Source organism: Bradyrhizobium retamae (assembly GCF_001440415.1).
GTDB lineage: Bacteria > Pseudomonadota > Alphaproteobacteria > Rhizobiales > Xanthobacteraceae > Bradyrhizobium > Bradyrhizobium retamae.
The window spans coordinates 1-17649 of the sequence record NZ_LLYA01000135.1; the positions used below are offsets into that span (position 1 = coordinate 1).

Here is a 17649-nt window from a genome sequence, read left to right on the forward strand (position 1 = left end):
CACCCCTCCCCCTACCCCCTAACCAAATGAGACTCGCGCCCAGCGCGAGCATGTGGCTAATATCCCGCCATGGGATGGACTGGGATTGGCTGGTGGATTGCCTTCGGGCTGGGCACTGTAGGCACGGCCGTGACCTACCTATGGCCAAGTGCGCGCGAATTCGGATATGGCCTTCTCGGTGTTGGCACATTCGCCCTCGCAGTTGCGGCCTCCGGTGCACTTTTATCGATTTGGGATCGCCTGAAGTCCAAGGTGGGAGCGGCAAGAACAATGCTTCTATTTGGTATTCTTGGAACGTGGGTATTCCTTACGTTCTCCGTCGTACTTTTTGTTTGGGCAATCTTCCATCCAAGGCCAATGCCACTCCAAGCGAGCGCGCCAGCTAGGGATGATGGTCCTCTCCAATGGTACTATAACATCGTTATGAATGGCGGCCCTCTAGCCGGTAGCAACGTAGGTAGCCTGACATTTCCGGGAGGAAATATCTCTCAAAAAGAGGTCTCGCTTAAGTCAGCTGCAATTCGATCCGCGATCGACGGCTCGGAGCTCACATTGAAGGTCGACACACAAAATGAACTTGTTGCCATTGATCAGATAAACCTTATTCCGCCGGGTGCGCCAATCCGTTTGGTCGCCGTCTTTCCGAAGCAAGGCGGATTGAGCAAGGAAGAGTTTCTGGCGTCTTGGTCTCGGTTCAACTTGGTTGTTAAAGACGATACAAAGGAATATCGCGTACCATTCAATGAAGGGTCTATCGCACCTTTCTTCCCTGGCATGGTGGGACCGCGGGTGACGAAAAAACAATAGTCAAACTGCCGCCACCGCCATCAGCCACCACCGCGCATTTTCTCAAACTTCGCCGCAAGCGCATCTCGCTCGGCTGCCGACGAATAAGGGACCGTCTCTGTCTCCTCGTAGTTTTCAATATCTTCGGACCAGACAGCCCCGGTCATTGTCGGAATCTGCCTCCTTACTGGCCGCGCGCACCGATAGCTGATCTTGAGATAGCCGGACTCACCGTTTCCCGGAACGTCGAAAATAGAGTATAAAACGCGAGACATTGCATCTCCAGATGGGCAGCAACGACCATATCAGCCGGCAAGGTATGCCGGATCATGCCCAACAATACCTGAATTCGGCCGCGGCTGTCGATCTTGTCGACAAAAGCCCCGGGCGATGCCGCGGCTTTTCAATCTGGGCCACGCCGCCCAACAACTGCACATCTGGCAGCTTGTGAACCGATCATCACTTCGGCGTCGAGGGCCTTGGGCTGGGATCCCGCATCCCGTGCAGGGCGATGCTTACGTCCGCTCGATCTGGTGCGGAAGAACAGTGATGCTCACCTTCCGCCCCATCAGTTCTAGTTGAACGCTGATTCTCCCTTCCCGCGCAAGCTTCACGATCCTGCCGGCCGGCCATCGTCCCAGCAAATCGTCAACAAAGCGGACCTTGTGCCCGATCTTGTACTCACCATGGCCAGTCGCCGCCTCCTTCGGCGTGTTCAAGCCGATCTCGATTTTCCGGATGATCTGAACGTCATCGTCGGTGATGAGCAGCGGCACGCCGGAGGCCGTACGAACCACATCGAAAGCGCCGATGATGCGGTCAAGCAGATCGGTGAAGTCGCGGCACGGGTCGACCTCGGCAAAGACATAGCCCGGCAGGATGCCTACACGCCTGATCCGCCGAACCGGCCGAACACCAGGCACCTGCCGGACCGGCAGCAGCTCCTCGTAGTTTGGCCAGTAAGACCGCACATGGTAGCGCCGGAAGCTGTCGACCGCATCCATCTCTCGGTTCATCCGCACGGTGACCAGGTATCTATCCGGGCCGGCCTTTGCGGGCGGCACTTCCGCGCCTGTGATTTCCGCCAACGCGGTCCGCACCAATTCCATGGTTCCGGTTTTCATATCTCCACATCGCTTTCCCCTCTCGCTGGTGATGTCGAACCCGGATGGAAGGCCGGGCTTCAGGTTAATATTCCGATCCGGAATGTTTTTCCGGATCGGGCTTTGGCCCAAAAAAGCTGTTCCGATCGAGAACAGCTTTTTCCGGAAACGCTGTGCCGCAGCGTTTTGGTCTAAGAACATCAAGTTCGACTAAGCATCTTGAATCCTTTGCGAGGGTTGCGAGGGTTTAGAGAGGGTTTTTAGAAATAGATGCGAGGGTTTTTGTTGTTTTCTTTCAATCTGTTGATGAGAAAATGCGAGGGTAGCGAGGGTTTTCCTCGCATGATCCAAGATTTGTTGCTGTCTTCGCCGGCACGGTGCGCAGCCCAGACCACCACGCCCCCCGCACCCCTTCTCGCACGTGTATGCGCGCGCGAGACCCTCGCAACCCTCGCAGCGAAACGGAAAAGTGTTGCCGATCAATGACAAGGCACGCGCGAGGGTTTGCGATCAACCCTCGCGCAAACCCTCGCGATGTGCAGAACCCTCGGTGTCTTCTGTGCAACAGATTTGCCCTCTCAGAATGGTTGATCGGCAAACGACGCCGGATGATCCGGCGGTGGACCGTGCGAGTGAGGATCGGCGCTGGGTGCCGGCAGGTCGTGCAGCGCGACGTCGACATAGACGTGCACCCGCTTGGTGTCGTCGCGCGTGAGCTTCTTCTTCATGGTGCGGCCGAACCGCGTCTCGTGCATCTTGGCCATGCCGTTGACGTCGACGAAGCGCAGGAAGCCTTGATACATGTCGCGCGCCGGCACGCCCGGACCGCCAGGGTCGGGCCGCACATGGGCGTCGATGTACTGCTGGCACGGGTCCATCTCGCTGAAGTGTTCGGCCGTGGTTTTTGCCACGTCTTCGGAGATGATGAACCCGCTGTTGAGGAAATCGCGTGCACCGGCGATCAGCCAGTTGAGAATGCCAGAGCCTTCGGCAACGATCTCGGCCACTACCTCCTCGAAGTCGCGATGCTTTTCCTCTGCTAGCGTCACGCTCCATTCGACGATGCTCAATCGTCGACGCATGCCGCCGTCGGCGCCGTCGAACTTCGGCTCGCCGTTGCCGCTCATGTGGGGCTTGGCGGTTGGCTTGAACTCGAAATAGCCTTTGTACATCGTGCGCACCGGCCAGCGTTCGCCGCCGGTCAGCTTCTTGATGGTTTCCACTTTGAGCGGAACGTCCTTCGGCAGCTCGGCGATGCGCAAGTGGCGCTTGGCGTAGCAGCGCGCGATGTCGGGCGTTGGCGCACTTGGGTTGTTCTGCACCTGGCCGGAGACTGATTCCGCCGGCAGACCGACGGCCAGGCCATCGCCGAGCACGCGGGCCAGCACCTCGAGATAGACGCTCTTGCCGTTGCCGCCAGTGCCGGTATGGTACATCACGCGCTGCACCGGCTGGGCCGTCAGGCTCATGCCTGAGAATTGTTGAATCGTGCGCCGCTTTTTCGGCTCCGGTTGGAACAGATCGAGGAAGGCATCGAACTTCGGTGCGGTTGCCTCCTTGTTGTAGGCGAAGGGAATGACCGCGGTCAGCATGTCGTCGCGATCGTGGCCGCGTGTGGCCTTGAGGCGATACTGGACGCGCCCGCTCTCGCGGTCGATCAGCGGCCGTGCACCATCGGGCTCCGGATCGTCGTCGTCCCGAATAGGTACGAAGCGGAGCGTATGGGTCAGCGTTGCGACCTTCAGCGGATCGGCATTGAAGGCGTCCGGGTGCCGGCGCAGATGCGGCGCGGCACATTTAAGCATCGCCGCAATGCGCCCGGCGTTCTTGGTCGAGACGCCCCATTTGCGGCGGTTGGTCTTGCGCGTCGACAGTGCCGCGCGGGCCTTCTTCATGGCCTTAACCAGTTCGTCGAGCTGCTCGGCGCGCGCGATCGCTTCGACGCCGCCGGATTCCAGATCGATATCCTTCAGTTCTTTCGCTGCGGCCTCACCCGCCGTCACCGCGCGCGCTTCCGACGGCGTCATCTCGATGTAGTCGGCTTCACGCTTGATCATGTCGCCGACCTTTTGGCCGATCAGATGCGCTAGCGCCTCGCCGCCGGCGAGATCCCAATGCGTGCCGGTCCAGGCCAGCATCTGGCCGGCCGCAACGTCATCTTCCTGCCGCACCAGGAGATCGCGCCCGAAATAGGCGATCAGCCGCTGGCCGTTGTCGACGTCGGACTGATCAAGGCTCGCACAAAGACGGAAGGTCTCCTCGCTGATCTCGTCATCGGGAGGTAGATCGTCGCCGTCATCGCTTTCGTCTGCGAGGGTTTCTTCCTCGCTGTTTTCCAACCCGAGGGGGTCGGGGGGAGCGGCGGAAGAAAAGGAAGAAACCCAAGACGGTTCGGCCGACCCCGCCTCCGGCGGGGAAGAAGAGATATGGACAGCCGCGCTATTCCCGGCTTCGCCGGGGCGCGGCTGACTCAGCATGGGCTTGCTGAAATCGCGCGGGGCCTTCTTGCCGGCTTTCAGCGCGGCCGCGATCGTGGCCTTGACCGCCTTGGCGCCGATATCCTTGATAAGGCTAGCGCCGGCGGCGGCCTCCTCGAGCAGGGCCTTTGCGAACGCCTCGTTGACCGCGCCGGCACCGATGATGCTGCCGGCGGCCTGGGCGACTTCCTGCAGCACGTTGGCGCGCGCGTTCTGGCCTTCGGTATCGCGCAGGCGCTGAATCTCCTGGTCGAGCGCGGCAAGGCCTACCCGGCGCAGCTCGTCGGGTGACAAGAGCTTGGGTTCGGGTTCGGCGACAAAGGGTGTTGCCGCATGGAATATGCCCGCTATCTGCTGGAGTGCAGCCGCGGTCAGCGCTCCATCACCCTTCGCTTCACGCAACAGATCATCGAAATCTGCGCCGGCGGGCGCCCATGCTATTCGCACGGTTCGGCCGGGACGCTCGTAGCGAGCGGACGCGCGTGCCATGGCGAGTTTGGTAGAAAACGGGTCCGAGGTTGAATCGCCGAGCAAGACCAGATCAGTGACGCTGTCCGGAATCTCAATCGCCGGCGCCGTTAGATCCGGAGCGCTGCCCGCAACCTTGATCGGCGGCCCCGTCTTTTCGCTCTTCAGCGTCGGATGTACGACAGTCGCGGCCGACTTGCCGGCGAGGTTGCCGAGATCGCAAGCCGACCAGAACGCGGCCGACGACAAATCCTCGCCGGCGGCCGATAACGCCATATAGACTGCAATCGTCTTCTCGATCGCTTCGCCGATAACCAGCGTTTCCGGCGCCGGCGGACCATAGAGGGCAACGAAATTCCCCTGCTTGGACCCGCGCGACTTTTTGGCGTCCAGCAGTTCGCCTTCATGCTCGATCTGGATCTTGCCCTTTTCACCCGACAGATCGAGATACGTGAAATGGAGCCCGCGGAATTCCCGATTGGCGCTGATGATCGGTGCAACCATCGCCGGACCGCGGTGAACGATCGTGTCCTTGTCGATATGGTAAGGCATCGCCTCGACGCACTTGATCGGCGCAGCGCGGTCCGCTGGAGCCGGCGGAAACACTAGGCCGCGGATGCCCGCGTAAACTTCGGCCGACGAACCCGCGAACGGATGCGCGTGATCGTAGATGTCGCGGACGGTCCGAATCTCGCGCGCTCGATATATGTTGTCGTCTTCAATACGCCGACGTTCCCGCTCGGCAGCCTCGGCCTTCAGTTGCTCGCTTTTAAGCTTTGTCTCTTCGGAGATTACACTGCCTTGCGCCGGTGGCGGCTCGCCGGTAATCAGTTCGCACGCGGCCAGGAACGGCACGCCGCACGTATGCATCACCATCGCGATCACGTCGCCGCCGGCGCCGCCGCGGCGGCAATTGAAGACACGCTTTGCAGGGTTCACCGCGAAACCGTCAGGCGCGCGTTTCTTGCCCTTCACATTCGAGCCACCTCCACACATCGGACACGGCCCGACGTGCTCGCGGGATTTTTTGCGCAGTTGTGCCTTCACGATGCCACTAAGGGCAACTTCAAGAATGTCGGCATCAAGCGCTCGCCGGCGCCAAGTCTCAAAGGCATCGTCGCGGCTCATTCCGAGGCGACCTCCTCGTCGACCGGCACCAGCTCGGTATCCGGGCGGCTGGCCGGCGCCGGTGTAGCCGCCTGGCGCTTCAGCGCGTCCTCGAGCCGGCCGCGAATAATGTCGTCAGCCTCGATAAGGTCGATCAGCCGCACGATGCCGGCAAAATCGTCGCGCAGTCGGACACGATCAGGCCGCGGCACCGGCAACTGGCCGAGTGTGACCCAGCCATCCTCAATGATCTCGATCCGCTGCGCCTCGTTGTGCGCGGCGGTCTGCATTCGGGCGAAGGTGGTTTTGCCGGGCGGGATCATTGATCCGCGCTCCGCAATGCTCGCGCAGCCGCAACCTGCTGCAGCTTCGCCTGGCCGTATTTGACCCGCTCCAGATCTCCGCTCGCGATGTCCAGCTTTGCCAGGTGCTCGACGGGCCCGAATTTGTCTGTCAGCACGGCGCCATACTTCCGCGCCAGATCCTTTTTGCCGAGCGAGATATCGAAATGCACCCACGAGGCCTTGGGCGGCTGCTGCAGCCATTTCGGCTGCACCCCGATGCGCCGGGCCATCGCCAGCAGCTCGGCCAGCGTATCGGCCCACATATGGCACATCGTCATGTGCCGGAACTTGTGTTGAACGTCATCGACGTAGACGGTCATGCTGCCCCATTCGGCCGCAGATCTGCGGCATTGAGCCAATCGTTGATTTTGTCGATCGCCTGGCGCTGCGCGTCGGCAATGGTGCGCGCCGGCCGCCAGGCCTGCGAGGAACAGTCGGGAAGGTTGAGACGGAAACAGACCGGGAAGCGGCCGGCCGGGTTTTGCGTCGGCGAGATCTCGCCGACCTGCACGCGGCCGAGCATCACCGCTTCACGGCCGGGCGTCAGTGGCCGAAACGCCACCACGCCCTCGTGCAATTCCCCGCCCATCGCTGGATTCCCCGCGTGATGCCCCGTTACCGTTTGCTCTTCTTCGCTGTGGGTTTCTTCGCCGCTGCCGCACGCTTGACCGCCTTGGCAGGCGTGCCGGTAGCTTTCTTTTTCGCCGTGGGCTTGGCAGGCCGCCGCGACGTCGATGCAGCCCCGGCCTTCGCCGCTGCTGCTGCAGTCCCCTTCACAACCGGCATGACATAGTGCGACGTCCGCAGTTCCTTCGGCAGCCAGCCGCTCTTGCCGACGTTCGTCAGGGCGAACTTCGCCAGGTCCGCCTTCGTAGCGAATCCATTGGAAGCCTTTCGCGCTTCATCCGGATTGATCGTCTCGGCGATCGCCCTGATCAGGAATGCCTTGGGGGCGTTGCTGAAGTAATCATCGGCATCGAAGCGCTTGGCGATCGCTGGGTTGATAATGTCAGCCGGGAGCGCCTCGCGCATCGCCGCGAGCTTGTCGGAAACGCCGTGCGAATAGATCTGGACGGACGATCCATTGACGGTGATCTGCCTGCTGACGAGATTGCCGAGGATCTGCGCCAGCGGCGATTTCAGGATGTCGGTATCTAGCGCGGCCACGAGGCCGTCGCGCGTGGCGGCGACGAGCTGGGCATGCAGCCGTTCGCGCAGCGCATTGGAGATCTCGACGGGCTCCGGCGCCGGCGCATCGTTGCCGCCACCTGCAGCGGCCCTAGCGGCTTCTTTCTTAGCCGCCTTAACCTCAGTCGCCGCCGCCTTCTTCTCTGCTTCCTTCACCTTGCCGAAGGTAATGTCCAGCATGCCGTTATCATCGATCGCGACGAAGCAGCCGGCCTTCGCCATCACCTTCGGCGAGTAGCGCCGCGCCTCGATCGCGAATTCGATATCGCGGATCCGCAGGAACGCGGTCTGTTGCTTGCCGCTCAACGAGGCAAACGGCACCGGATCGCCGAAGTGGTCATCCTCAGGCAACATGGCGCGAAGCTGGGACAGCTCGCGCTCTTCCTCCGATTGCGGCTTGCCTTCCTCGACCTTGGCCAGCGTGTATTTGTGCTGAACGTTCCTGACGCTGTCGGCGGGGACCGCAAAACTCCAGCCGGCCGCGACCAGCGCATTGCATTCCCTTGCTAGCCTCTGATCGGCGAGCTCTTTTGCCAGCTTGGCATCCGATACCTTGTGATCTGTGCCGAATAGATCCCGCGTCACCTTGCCGCCGGCTTTGACATATTCGGCGATGCCTACAAACTCGACCAGCACGCCGGCCCGATCGATTTTTAGCTCGCGCTTGATGTCGTAGTCACTGATGTTGCGATAGCTCGGCTCGCCCTCCTCGCCCTGGTCGCGACTAAGCTTCTTCAGCAATGCGTCCTGCGCCTTGTGATCGCCGACCATTGGGAGTGAGCGCGCAACCTCTGTCTTGAGTTCCCCTTTGCGCCAGAGATCGCGCACCTGCGGCGACAAGCTGCCGAGAGCCAGCACCTGATCAACCTCGTGTTCGGTCAGCCCGTACTGCTGCGCTATTTCCTCGTTGGTCTTGCCGGTCTCCTTCAGCTTGGCGTAGCCCTCATACTCATCGATCGGATGCAGCTTGCGGGACGTCACCGCAACCGCCAGCGAATCCTCAAACGCGCCCTCCGCCGGCCTCACCTTGCAGTCGATCAGGATATCGTCTCTGTCTTCGCCATGGATCAGCCGCAGCGCCGCCAGCGAGCGGTTGCCATCGCTGACGAAATAGAGTGGCGGCACGCCATCATCGAACACGATCAGATCCTCGATCTGCCCACGGGAATAGATGTTGGCCGCCAGCGCCGGCACGTCGTCGAGGCGCCCGGTCACCCGCGCGTTTGATGGATGGTTCGGCGCTTCATGACCGAAGCGGAGATTTTTCAACGGCACCTGGATGTGTGTGGACATAGATCAGTCTCCCTGTTCAGATTGTTCCCTGGCACGTCTTCGGCAGAATTCGACCACCGCCACCGGCGGATAGTCCGGATGTCCCCACGCCTTGCAGCGCACGCCGTATTCGAGAAACAGCGTGCGCCCTTCCTCGTAGCGATACTGCGCAATCTCGATCGACGTGGCCGCAGCCTTTGCTTGCGCGCTGTCGACGCCAAACGTGTCGGGCCCGTCGAACAGGTCGCGATCGGCCCAGCCCAGCCGCTTCAGCGCGCCCGCCGGCGTCTCCGCGACGATCCGCTGCAGGATCTTGTCGTGATCCGGCGGACGGCCGCAGCGCGCATCCAGAAAGCCGATGCGGAATGCCGGGTGATGGACGATCGAGAGGAAATCCCAGAGCGTCTTTCCTCGCTCGGTAACCGGCTTGTCGCTCATGCATTGCGCGGCCCCTCAATGAGAAACGCCGCAGCGCGGCCGAGCGGCGACGCCGGCGAGCCGTCCGGGTTGCGCTTCATGGCGTGGGCGATGTCGTGCGGCGGGCAGCCGTACTGCAGCAGCATCGACATCAGGATCGCGCCATCGCTGGCCAGGACATCGATCTGGGAATTGACCTGCTGGCCGTTGAGGAAGATCTCGGCGATCGGCCCGAGCCGCGCGCGATCGACGCATGCGACCTCGCGGCCCAGGCCGATCTTGTAGCGCTGGCCCTCATGCTCGATGGCGATGGTCTCCAGCGCGCGGCGGTTGGCGATGCGATGGCGATCGGTCATATCCAGGCCTCGACAAGCGGCAGCGCAGCCCTCACATTTGCAGGAACAGGGAGAGACCGATGACGAAGCCCACCAAACCGAGAAAGCAGATCGCCGAATTGATCGTTGATCGGGTCAATCTGGCAGCGCCCGAGAAGCTCGAAGGTATTGACATCGCTCCCGTGGCTCATCCGCTTGCCAATTGGAGCCCAGGCGTTTACTGGCCGCCGGCTGTCGCCGGCGGTGCAACTGAACGCATCCTCCAGAACGTGGTGCTCGACCTGCAACGGCAATTCGATATTTCTGACTGAGGTCACGCCGCCCTCCCCCGTAAATTCCAGCTCATCGCCCCAGTTCACCCCAGCCCGGCCGCGCCCGGAGCGCCTGAATCTGGAGGAACGGTCCCTCCGACAGCCGCTCAGAGCGCGCCAGGCTGCCGTCAAATCCGCGTGCTGCTTCATGGCAGCACCAACGGCGCCAGTTGCAGCGCGAGCCCGGCCAGGATCAGGCAGGCCATGCTGACGCGCCACACGCCGGGCTTGTCGAGCAGCCACATGGCGAGACAAAGCAGCGCGGCGAATATCAGGATAAACACCGGCACCACGTACGGGCCGAGCGCGAGCAAGATTTGCGAAACGAAGGGCGTCATGATGCCTCCGGCCGGTGAGACTGGGTTAGCTTCTCGTCGATCGCGCGTCGGCCGATCGGCGGATCGCCCATCACGGCGGCCGTCAGGTCGGCATGCTGCAGCGGCGCATCGCGCCGCGGGTCATAGAGTGCGTTGTCCCGCTTGACGAAGTCGCCGTTGTGAATCCCCGGGGCTTCCGATTTGTATAGGGCGCGCTTGTAGGCGCAGTCCTTGTCTCGGTTGCGGCCGCGGCTCATGCCATCACCATGCTTCGCTTTGCCACGGGATGCTGTGTGAACCGCTCGACGTCGTCCGGCCGCGCAAAGGACTCGCGGCAGCCGGGTGGAATCCAGAACGGCGCGCGCGGCTTCTTGCCCTTGACCCAGACCAGCCAGATGTAGGCTGTTGCCGTCGTGCCATCGGGGTCCCATCGACCCTTGCAGAGATTGACGCGCTCGGCGAAGAAAGCGATCAGCGTCGGCGGGAATTGCGAGAACACGCGCTCATAGCGGCCTTCGGTCTCCAGCCACTGCAGGCGGACGAACATCGCAACGCCGATCTGCGCCAGTTTCAGCGCATGCAGCAGGAACGCCTCGCTCTTCTCTGCGAACGGCGGGTTGGTGACGATCCAGTCGGCGTCCTCCTTCCGGGCGAGTTGCTCGCAGGCGAGGAAGTCGACCACGTGCTCTCCGTAGCCGTAGTCGTGGATGTCGCTGGCGACGACCTCGCGGAAGTATTCCGTCAGGACTTCCGCAATGTGCCCCTCGCCGCACGCCGGCTCCCAGGCGATCGCGTCCTTGACCTCGATCGATAGCGCCTCGAACAGCACCAGATCGATCAGCGCGCGCGTCGCCCAGGGCGGCGTCGGGAAATAATCGAGGCTGTCATCCGCCTCGACCCGCGAGGCCATGATGGCGCGGCTGCCGGCAACGTCGATGGTGATCGCCTTGCCGCTCTTGATGCGATCGCGAGCGGCGGTGACATTCGCTTCAAAATCCGCTTCGGACATTGCTGCCGCCTTGCGCGACGCGGCCGACAGCTTTGGCTCGACGCCGATCTCCTTCAGCGTCGCCGGCAGTGTTGCCGCAGATTCCTTGGTGATATTCTTCGGCCGCCCCTTGCCGGCGAGCTCGCCGGACTTCTCCGCGGCCGCCAGCAGTTCGCCCAGGTGCCGCTCGGCGCGGAGCTGCAGTTCGATCGCCTCCGCCAAGAGATCTCGGTCTTGCACTTGCCGCGCGTGCAACTTGAGGTGATCGATCTGGTCGCGGATCTGCAGCGTCGCCTTGACCGTGCGGGCCTCGGCGATCGCGGCGCGGGCGCGATCGTATGCGGCGAGCAGGGTCATGCAGCCCTCGCATCGTCAAGCAAGCCCTGCGCGATCGCCTTGCTCGCCGGCGGCAGGAAATAACCCTGACCCCATTGTGTTTGGATCGCGATACCGTAGGGACGGAGCTTCCTACGCATCTTGCATACCCAAACATCGACGATCTTGATCTGGGCTTCGTCCTGCTTGTGCAGGTAGAGCGCGTCCATCATCGATGTCCGCATCACCAGCTTTTGCTTGAGCAACAGTCCGAAGATCACCGTCTCGTTTCTGGTAAACCCAAATTGGGGCGGCGCCTCGAAGGTAAAGCCCAATACCTCCTCGAGCGCCCGGCAGCGCGCGCGCAATTCGTCGTTCTCCGCTTCCAGTTTTGCGATCAGATCGTCTCGCAGCGTCATGCCGCCGCCTCACGATCAAGCCGCTTCAGGTAGCGGTTGGCCACCTCACGCCATGCCGGCGTCCGGTCGGTCTTGGCCTTCACCAGCGCTTTCGCCAGCCCGTCATTGCCCTCGACGCGGATCACGGCCGTCAACGCTTCTAGGTCGCAACCCTGCCGCTCCTCGCAGACGACGCGCTCAGTCGCGAGGATCTCGGCACCCGAGAGCGGCGCCCGCTTGGCCCTGACCAGGCACTGCAGCACCTTGCGGGCAAGAATGACGCCGCGGCGTTTCACCAGCGAGCGGATCAGGCCGACTGCAGCGGTGTCGCCTTCCGCGATGGCTGAGGACGGGGAAATAACACGAATGCGCACGCCGGCGCGCTTGCAGACATTATCGACGTCCTGGGCGTCCGGGTCGCCGGAGGCCAGCAGCGCCTTGTAAATATCGAACGGCGACACCACGATGCGGTCGCTGTTGTGCCCGACGAAGGCACGCGCGCGCTCGTCGACGCCGTCGGCCTCGACAATCATGATCAGGATTTCTGGAATGCCCAGCGTCGCGGCCGTGATCGCGGTGTGCTGGCCGTCGATGACGTGCAGCGTGGCTGGCCCTGTCTGCACCACGATTGGCGGCTTGTATCGATTCCATCGAAAGCCCTCGATCGTCCGCCGGATCAGGCGGATCGAGCGCTCCGATAAGTCACGCTGATAGGTGCCGTCGACCAGCAGGCTGGTCGGCGCGATCCATTTCGGAACCGGCTTGGCGCCAAAGGTCTCCGCCGGGGTCAGGTCCGGAAACTTCATCGGCTTGATCGGACGCAACTTTGCGGTCATAGCGCCCTCGCCAGGTACAGCGCATGCTCACGCCGGCGCTCGATCAGCAGCGGGCAGTTTTGGCACTGCTCCCGCAGGCCCGCCCATTCCTCGACCTGCAGCCGGCCGCAGCATTCGTTCAGTTCGGCCAGCGGCATCGGCCGCAGATGGTCCGTGTCGGCGTGGCTCGTCATCGCCTCGCCTCCTTCTCGTCGTTGAGCGCGCGCCAGGCGTCGGCGCGCAGGATTGGCAGCAGCGCGCCTGCGATCATCAGCCAGGGCGAACCGGGATCACGGTCGCCGTCGCGATAAGCTTCCAGCGCGATCACCATCGCGAGCGCCGCATTGGTGCAGCGGATGCCCTCGGAGGGCCGCGCGTCGGCGGCGCGGACTTCGGCGGCGACCTCGGCGAACTGGCCGCTAACGATGTTGCCGGCGAGCGTCAGGCCGTGTCGGGTCACGACGTGACTGGCGATGTCGATCAGCGCGCCCAGCGTTTTTGAAAGCTCCCTCATGAGCGCTGCGCTCCATTGCGGCGAAGCTCGGTCGATTCCATCCGCACCAGCTCGATCAGCGCGCCCATCACCTGCTGCCAGCGGTCCAGCCGCGCTTTATCCTTCACCGACGAAGCGTTGAGCATGGCGATCGTGAGCAACCGCGTGGCGTCGAGGATTGCCTTGGCGCGCAGGTCCTCGCCGACGGCGATCAGTTCGCAGAATACCGAGCGCGCCGTGATGTAGAGCGTGTCGGCATCGTTGCGGCCGTCGAGATAGGCGGTCGCATGCGAGACCACTCTCGCGGCGACGAAATTGGCGTGCTCGACCGGGGAGAAATCAGCGTGCACGGCGTTCCCTCCGAAAGGTGCGGGCAGCGGCGGCCCCTGAGAGGATTTTTCCATAGCCGCCGCTGCCCTGGTCCGCGCGGCTGGCAGGCCTAGCGGAATGGTTGAATGAATGAAGTTCGGCCAGCGAGCCCGCCGGCAGCGGCGCCACCTCGCCGAACGGATGCGCGAAAGGATCGGCCGGCGGAGGGCGCCTCCGGCCGATCCGTACCGCGCAGGCCAACCCGATCGCGGTGAACAGAAGCAGGATGCCGATCACGATTTTCAGCAGGGTGACCATGGCCCCTACACCCCGAACCAGCGGTGCGGCGCGATGCGGCCGACCGGCGAGCGGCGCTGCTTCACTTCGAACACCACCGCCATGCCGAGACACGATGCCAGGCTCGCGGCCAACCAGGCGATGAACATTGCCAACTCGAAGTCCGAGATTTCGACCGACATCGGCAAGACCTCCTCACTTTCGAGACAAGAGGGCTCACGCTCGGAAATGACCGGGCGCGTGCAGGTTTGGGACGCAATGCAACTGGGAACTGTTTGCGTGAAGCGGATCAGCGATCGGAGCTGGCGGGCCTCACGGATTCGAGTGGAACGACATCCGCGGCGTTGCCGACCGTCAAACTGACGACGGGATGCACGCGGCCTTGGATGTGCAGAAAAATCGGAGCGCCGTCCGCGATGCGCTTGCGCTCGGCATCGGTCGTCATCCAGCCGGAAATCATGAAGCCGTCGCGGTCGCAGATATCCAGCGTGTGGCAGATGCCGTCGGTCTCATGATTCCAATTCGGCGCCGCGCCGAGGCGGCGGGTTGCATCGATCAGCGGGATCGAGTTCATGCCGTCCTCCGAACGAAATCGCTTCGGGCGACGGCGGGGCACATAGCGCGGTCACGCGCCCTTCCCGATGTAGCCGTCATCGCGATGCGATCGCCCCATATCAGTGACCCGGGCTGTTGGATGCCAAGGCCGTCGCCCGAACTGATCAAGCTACGGCACGACCCGCTTGCGCGATCACGCGACCAGCCAGAAGCCTGACGAAAACAAGCCTTTCGGCTTCCGACCGCATCTCGTAAAAGGATAGCATCGCCAGCATCGCATCCCCCGATCGGAGCGCGACGCGAATGTGTTTTTCCGCTTCCTGAGTTTCGGACTGTTCTGACATGGCCACCTTTACCCACAAGTGCCCGCATTGCCTCACGGACCACATTGCGCTGCAGATTAGGCCGGCGGCCTACTTCAGCATGCAAAAGGCTATTGTTCATCTCGACTGCCCCAAATGCGGGTTGCCAAGTTGCGCCGTTATGCAGCCGAAGAGCGGTCTTGCTCAGGATCCCAGAAATTGGGATGATAGAGACTTGACCGAACATCTCGGTGTTGAAGAGTTCTGGCCCGAAGCACCGGGTCCTGTTATCCCCGAAAACATGCCGAGCGACGTCGAACGCATCTACCTGCAGGCGGAGCGGAATTTCCCGACGGAAGGTAACGAGGAAGCCGCCGGCACGATGTACCGCAAGGCCCTCGACGTCGGCCTTAAGAAGATCGACGTCACCGTGACCGGCACCTTGGCTGCGCGTATCAAAAAGCTCGCAACGAATGGCAAACTCACGGCTGACATCGCCGAATGGGCGGATCATGTGCGCGACCTGGGCAACGAGGCCGCCCACGAAGATGCGCCACCCACCCGGGAAGAGCTGACCGAGCTTCGCAGCATCTCCGAGATGGTGATGCGCTATCTGTTCTCTCTGCCGGCCATGGTGCAGGCGCGCAGACAAACGCCCGCGCCCTGAGAGCGCTTCAAGCCCGCTTCCGCGGACGAAGCTCGTCGAGCACGACCATGAGTGCTTCATAGGAAGGCTCGCGATCACCCGTGATGTAGAATTGCGCCGCCCGCTCCGAGCAGCCCGCCCGCTGCGCGATGATGACATCAGGCTTCTGGTCCGGCCAAAGCTCGCAGCAGACGCGGCCGAATTTCGACAATCGTTCGGTCCGAATGTCTCTTCGAACAATTGTTCGAAGCGTTCTCCTAGGCAACGGCGACCGTCTCGCTGTTGATTCGCCCACCATGATGATGCAACTCCCCCACGCAACAACACTGTCGATCGAACGGGAAACGCGCGTGCGCAACCTTGCGCTGCACTATGAAAATTGTGCCAGCGTGTGCCGCCATGAGACAGCAACGCGCGACGAGCAGAGCAGGCACCGTCTTTTTGCGAACACAGCTGCGACACGATTCCGATTCCCAAACGTACGGTTGTGGTCATATGCTGTGCACTCATCCGGCGGGTGTGAGTGGCGGCCACCCGCCTCAGTGCGGGGAGAGTACAGGAATGGGAATAGTGGTTCGCTTGCCGGTGCAGCATCATGCCCGGGCCTCATCGAAATTATTCGCCTGCCGACGCGCAGCGACCTCAGCCAAGACTTCCAGAGTGATTTCAGTTCTACCGGCATCGGCCGCCAGCTTTACGACGGCAGCCCAATGCTTGCCCGGAATGCCGCCGGGCCGTGAGCGCCAGCCGCTCACCGTGGATGCAGACTCTCCCAGCCCACCGGCAACACCCTTGGTGCCGCCGATAGCGTCAATGACCGAGCCCCATGTCCAATCCGAATCAATCGTCATGCTCCAAGAAATAGTTCGCATTTCGCGAACCTGTCAAGCGCACGCAACTTGCGAAACGACATTTCGCGGGTTGCGTGCTCAGATATCCACTATGGATAGTGATGTGGATGTTGGCCGACGCTTAATCGCATTCCGCGAGTCTCGCGGCATGAACCAGGTTCAATTCGCCTCTGAGCTGAGTATCGCAAAGAACACGCTCAACGGCTATGAAACCGGCGAACGCCCTTTACCTGCTGAAAAAGCCAAGCGAATCCGCGAGCGGTTCGGCATCTCGCTGGATTGGCTGCTGTATGGCGATATTGGCCAGCCCGGCTATGAGGTCGCGGTAAAGCTCGGCCCCAAGCCAAGCATCAAGGCAGATTCCAAGGCCGCCTCCCTGCAGAAAACGCCTGCGAGACGCCGAAAAGCTGCGAACAGATAATTCGCATATTGCGAACTTTATAGTTGACGGTTCGCAGATCGCGAACTAGCATTTCCCGTGAATCAACATCACGGGAAACCCTGTCGTGCGTACCTCCCCTGCCACCTCGATCATCCCATCCGGCGCCCGCTCGTTCGGCCGCCGCCCGCTGAAGTCGTTCGCCGGGCATGTGACCTGCCTGATGCTCTTCCGGCACGACGAGACGGACACCGACGTGCTGGTCTCCGACGATGGCGATGCGGGCGGCGCCGTGTGGCTGCCGAAGGCCCTGCTTTCGATCGATCGCGCCGACCGCAGCCGCTTCCTAGTCGTGACGCTGTCGCAGCGGACGGCCCATCAGCACCAGCTTTCCACACGGATCATCGATCGCACGCGCTTCACGCATGAAGAACGCGCCGACCTCGAGGACGCCATCACCACCGCCGCCCGCGCCCGCAAGCGATTGAGCGGGCGGGAAGACGCACGGCCATTTCCGGGAAGGAATGCGTTCGCATGATGCCCGCCGAATTCAGGTGGCTGGAAGGCCCGATCGTGGTGAAACCCCCGACCTATCGCCAGGAGTTGATCGAGAGCATGGCCCGCGGCCTGCAGGAAGCCGGCACCGCGGGTGATGAGCGTGGTGCCATCCGGTGGCTGTTCAACAACCGTTACGCGATGGCCGACATCGTCATGCTGCTGGACGATGCCAGGGCGCTGGCATTTCAGGAGATCGTGGCGCGGGAGATGAGCAAGCGATGATCTCCGATCGCGCCATGGCCCACGCCATCAACAATGCGCCTCGGCGGGTTGCCGAGCGCGGACAAGATCAAGCAGCTCCGCCGCCCTCCCTGTCCGCCGCAGCACCGGTCGCGGCGACAGCATCACCGGCTTCACCGCCGCAGCGGGCGCTGCCCCCGTGCCCGCTGATCAAGCCGGAGGACGGCGGAGCCCCGGCGTGATCCGCCTCGCCCCCTCCTACTACAAGTATCTCTCGCTGCTCAAACTCAGCCCCTTTGAGCGGCACGCAGGCGGCGGCTGGCGGTTTGGCACGCGACGCATTGCCTACAGTGTCGTCGATCGCCTGACCGCCAGCGGCCGCGCCCGGATCGAGGGCAGCCGGCTGCAGCTAGTCGCGCAGATCGAGGGCGATTGAAA

General features: G+C 62.5%; 29 protein-coding genes. 7 read left to right on the top strand and 22 right to left on the bottom strand.

Annotated elements, in window-relative coordinates; all coding sequences use genetic code 11:
• Window positions 1-129 precede the first annotated feature (129 nt).
• The gene (locus CQ13_RS15930) at window positions 130-807 is read left to right on the top strand and encodes a hypothetical protein (protein ID WP_156433701.1); all 678 of its coding nucleotides are present in this window, start codon (window positions 130-132) and stop codon (window positions 805-807) included.
• 20 nt (window positions 808-827) lie between these two features.
• On the opposite strand, the gene CQ13_RS45005 is transcribed toward CQ13_RS15930, so the two are convergent.
• The 9 genes from CQ13_RS45005 to CQ13_RS15970 form a co-directional block, all read right to left on the bottom strand.
• Window positions 828-1061, bottom strand: coding sequence for a hypothetical protein (locus CQ13_RS45005; protein ID WP_210183070.1), 234 nt, complete (start codon window positions 1059-1061; stop codon window positions 828-830).
• 240 nt (window positions 1062-1301) lie between these two features.
• Window positions 1302-2090 (bottom strand): transcription termination/antitermination protein NusG, encoded by a 789-nt coding sequence (gene nusG / locus CQ13_RS44445; RefSeq protein WP_057843813.1) that lies wholly within the window; start codon window positions 2088-2090, stop codon window positions 1302-1304.
• Window positions 2091-2467: 377 nt separating this feature from the next.
• Window positions 2468-5962, bottom strand: a complete 3495-nt coding sequence (locus tag CQ13_RS15940; RefSeq protein ID WP_057843814.1) for a phage/plasmid primase, P4 family — start codon at window positions 5960-5962, stop codon at window positions 2468-2470.
• A complete protein-coding gene (locus CQ13_RS15945; protein ID WP_057843815.1) occupies window positions 5959-6264 on the bottom strand; it encodes a hypothetical protein in 306 nt (101 codons plus the stop codon). The genes CQ13_RS15940 and CQ13_RS15945 overlap by 4 nt, the downstream gene beginning before the upstream one ends.
• Window positions 6261-6605 carry a DUF4031 domain-containing protein gene (locus CQ13_RS15950; RefSeq protein WP_057843816.1) on the bottom strand — a complete coding sequence of 115 codons (345 nt, stop codon included), beginning with the start codon at window positions 6603-6605 and terminating at the stop codon, window positions 6261-6263. Before CQ13_RS15950 ends, CQ13_RS15945 begins: the two co-directional genes overlap by 4 nt.
• The gene (locus CQ13_RS15955; RefSeq protein WP_057843817.1) at window positions 6602-6874 is read right to left on the bottom strand and encodes a hypothetical protein; all 273 of its coding nucleotides are present in this window, start codon (window positions 6872-6874) and stop codon (window positions 6602-6604) included. Before CQ13_RS15955 ends, CQ13_RS15950 begins: the two co-directional genes overlap by 4 nt.
• Before the next feature lie 26 nt (window positions 6875-6900).
• Window positions 6901-8766, bottom strand: a complete 1866-nt coding sequence (locus CQ13_RS15960; RefSeq protein ID WP_057843818.1) for a ParB/RepB/Spo0J family partition protein — start codon at window positions 8764-8766, stop codon at window positions 6901-6903.
• Between the two features lie 3 nt (window positions 8767-8769).
• Window positions 8770-9183, bottom strand: coding sequence for a hypothetical protein (locus tag CQ13_RS15965; protein WP_057843819.1), 414 nt, complete (start codon window positions 9181-9183; stop codon window positions 8770-8772).
• On the bottom strand, window positions 9180-9518 hold the full coding sequence (locus CQ13_RS15970) for a hypothetical protein (protein ID WP_057843820.1): 339 nt from the start codon (window positions 9516-9518) through the stop codon (window positions 9180-9182). The genes CQ13_RS15965 and CQ13_RS15970 overlap by 4 nt, the downstream gene beginning before the upstream one ends.
• 59 nt (window positions 9519-9577) lie before the next feature.
• Between CQ13_RS15970 and CQ13_RS15975 the strand changes: the two genes are divergently transcribed.
• Entirely contained in the window at window positions 9578-9808 is a 231-nt protein-coding gene (locus tag CQ13_RS15975; protein WP_057843821.1) for a hypothetical protein, read from the top strand.
• 146 nt (window positions 9809-9954) lie between these two features.
• Here CQ13_RS15975 and CQ13_RS15980 read toward each other — a convergent pair whose 3' ends face one another.
• The 11 genes from CQ13_RS15980 to CQ13_RS16020 all read right to left on the bottom strand — a co-directional run bounded on the left by CQ13_RS15980 (window position 9955) and on the right by CQ13_RS16020 (window position 14314).
• Complete coding sequence (locus CQ13_RS15980; protein ID WP_057843822.1) at window positions 9955-10146, bottom strand: hypothetical protein; 192 nt, start codon at window positions 10144-10146, stop codon at window positions 9955-9957.
• Window positions 10143-10382, bottom strand: coding sequence for a hypothetical protein (locus tag CQ13_RS15985; RefSeq protein ID WP_057843823.1), 240 nt, complete (start codon window positions 10380-10382; stop codon window positions 10143-10145). The genes CQ13_RS15980 and CQ13_RS15985 overlap by 4 nt, the downstream gene beginning before the upstream one ends.
• Window positions 10379-11470, bottom strand: coding sequence for a hypothetical protein (locus CQ13_RS45660; RefSeq protein WP_245309196.1), 1092 nt, complete (start codon window positions 11468-11470; stop codon window positions 10379-10381). Before CQ13_RS45660 ends, CQ13_RS15985 begins: the two co-directional genes overlap by 4 nt.
• Window positions 11467-11847 carry a winged helix-turn-helix domain-containing protein gene (locus CQ13_RS15995; protein WP_057843824.1) on the bottom strand — a complete coding sequence of 127 codons (381 nt, stop codon included), beginning with the start codon at window positions 11845-11847 and terminating at the stop codon, window positions 11467-11469. The genes CQ13_RS45660 and CQ13_RS15995 overlap by 4 nt, the downstream gene beginning before the upstream one ends.
• Window positions 11844-12662, bottom strand: a complete 819-nt coding sequence (locus tag CQ13_RS16000) for a hypothetical protein (protein WP_057843825.1) — start codon at window positions 12660-12662, stop codon at window positions 11844-11846. Before CQ13_RS16000 ends, CQ13_RS15995 begins: the two co-directional genes overlap by 4 nt.
• The gene (locus CQ13_RS43045; protein ID WP_156433702.1) at window positions 12659-12835 is read right to left on the bottom strand and encodes a hypothetical protein; all 177 of its coding nucleotides are present in this window, start codon (window positions 12833-12835) and stop codon (window positions 12659-12661) included. Before CQ13_RS43045 ends, CQ13_RS16000 begins: the two co-directional genes overlap by 4 nt.
• The gene (locus CQ13_RS16005; RefSeq protein WP_057843826.1) at window positions 12832-13155 is read right to left on the bottom strand and encodes a hypothetical protein; all 324 of its coding nucleotides are present in this window, start codon (window positions 13153-13155) and stop codon (window positions 12832-12834) included. Before CQ13_RS16005 ends, CQ13_RS43045 begins: the two co-directional genes overlap by 4 nt.
• Window positions 13152-13484, bottom strand: a complete 333-nt coding sequence (locus CQ13_RS16010; protein ID WP_057843827.1) for a hypothetical protein — start codon at window positions 13482-13484, stop codon at window positions 13152-13154. The genes CQ13_RS16005 and CQ13_RS16010 overlap by 4 nt, the downstream gene beginning before the upstream one ends.
• Window positions 13474-13761: a hypothetical protein gene (locus CQ13_RS16015; protein ID WP_057843828.1), complete on the bottom strand. Its 288-nt coding sequence runs from the start codon at window positions 13759-13761 to the stop codon at window positions 13474-13476. Before CQ13_RS16015 ends, CQ13_RS16010 begins: the two co-directional genes overlap by 11 nt.
• A gap of 5 nt (window positions 13762-13766) precedes the next feature.
• A complete protein-coding gene (locus tag CQ13_RS43050) occupies window positions 13767-13922 on the bottom strand; it encodes a hypothetical protein (RefSeq protein WP_156433703.1) in 156 nt (51 codons plus the stop codon).
• 107 nt (window positions 13923-14029) lie between these two features.
• Entirely contained in the window at window positions 14030-14314 is a 285-nt protein-coding gene (locus CQ13_RS16020; protein ID WP_057843829.1) for a hypothetical protein, read from the bottom strand.
• 323 nt (window positions 14315-14637) lie between these two features.
• On the opposite strand from CQ13_RS16020, the gene CQ13_RS16030 reads away from it, so the two are divergent.
• Window positions 14638-15264, top strand: coding sequence for a DUF4145 domain-containing protein (locus tag CQ13_RS16030; RefSeq protein ID WP_082637496.1), 627 nt, complete (start codon window positions 14638-14640; stop codon window positions 15262-15264).
• Window positions 15265-15271: 7 nt separating this feature from the next.
• Here CQ13_RS16030 and CQ13_RS16035 read toward each other — a convergent pair whose 3' ends face one another.
• Both CQ13_RS16035 and CQ13_RS44450 read right to left on the bottom strand, forming a co-directional pair.
• Entirely contained in the window at window positions 15272-15454 is a 183-nt protein-coding gene (locus tag CQ13_RS16035) for a hypothetical protein (protein ID WP_057843832.1), read from the bottom strand.
• Window positions 15455-15836: 382 nt separating this feature from the next.
• On the bottom strand, window positions 15837-16094 hold the full coding sequence (locus CQ13_RS44450; protein ID WP_057843833.1) for a carph-isopro domain-containing protein: 258 nt from the start codon (window positions 16092-16094) through the stop codon (window positions 15837-15839).
• A gap of 91 nt (window positions 16095-16185) precedes the next feature.
• Here CQ13_RS44450 and CQ13_RS44455 point away from each other — a divergent pair, with 91 nt between their 5' ends.
• The 4 genes from CQ13_RS44455 (at window position 16186) to CQ13_RS16065 (ending at window position 17647) form a co-directional block, all read left to right on the top strand.
• A complete protein-coding gene (locus CQ13_RS44455) occupies window positions 16186-16515 on the top strand; it encodes a helix-turn-helix domain-containing protein (RefSeq protein WP_197427351.1) in 330 nt (109 codons plus the stop codon).
• 85 nt (window positions 16516-16600) lie between these two features.
• On the top strand, window positions 16601-17011 hold the full coding sequence (locus CQ13_RS16050; RefSeq protein ID WP_057843835.1) for a hypothetical protein: 411 nt from the start codon (window positions 16601-16603) through the stop codon (window positions 17009-17011).
• Window positions 17008-17253 carry a hypothetical protein gene (locus CQ13_RS16055; protein WP_057843836.1) on the top strand — a complete coding sequence of 82 codons (246 nt, stop codon included), beginning with the start codon at window positions 17008-17010 and terminating at the stop codon, window positions 17251-17253. Before CQ13_RS16050 ends, CQ13_RS16055 begins: the two co-directional genes overlap by 4 nt.
• A gap of 157 nt (window positions 17254-17410) precedes the next feature.
• Window positions 17411-17647, top strand: coding sequence for a hypothetical protein (locus tag CQ13_RS16065; protein WP_245309197.1), 237 nt, complete (start codon window positions 17411-17413; stop codon window positions 17645-17647).
• The last annotated feature ends 2 nt before the right edge of the window (window positions 17648-17649 follow it).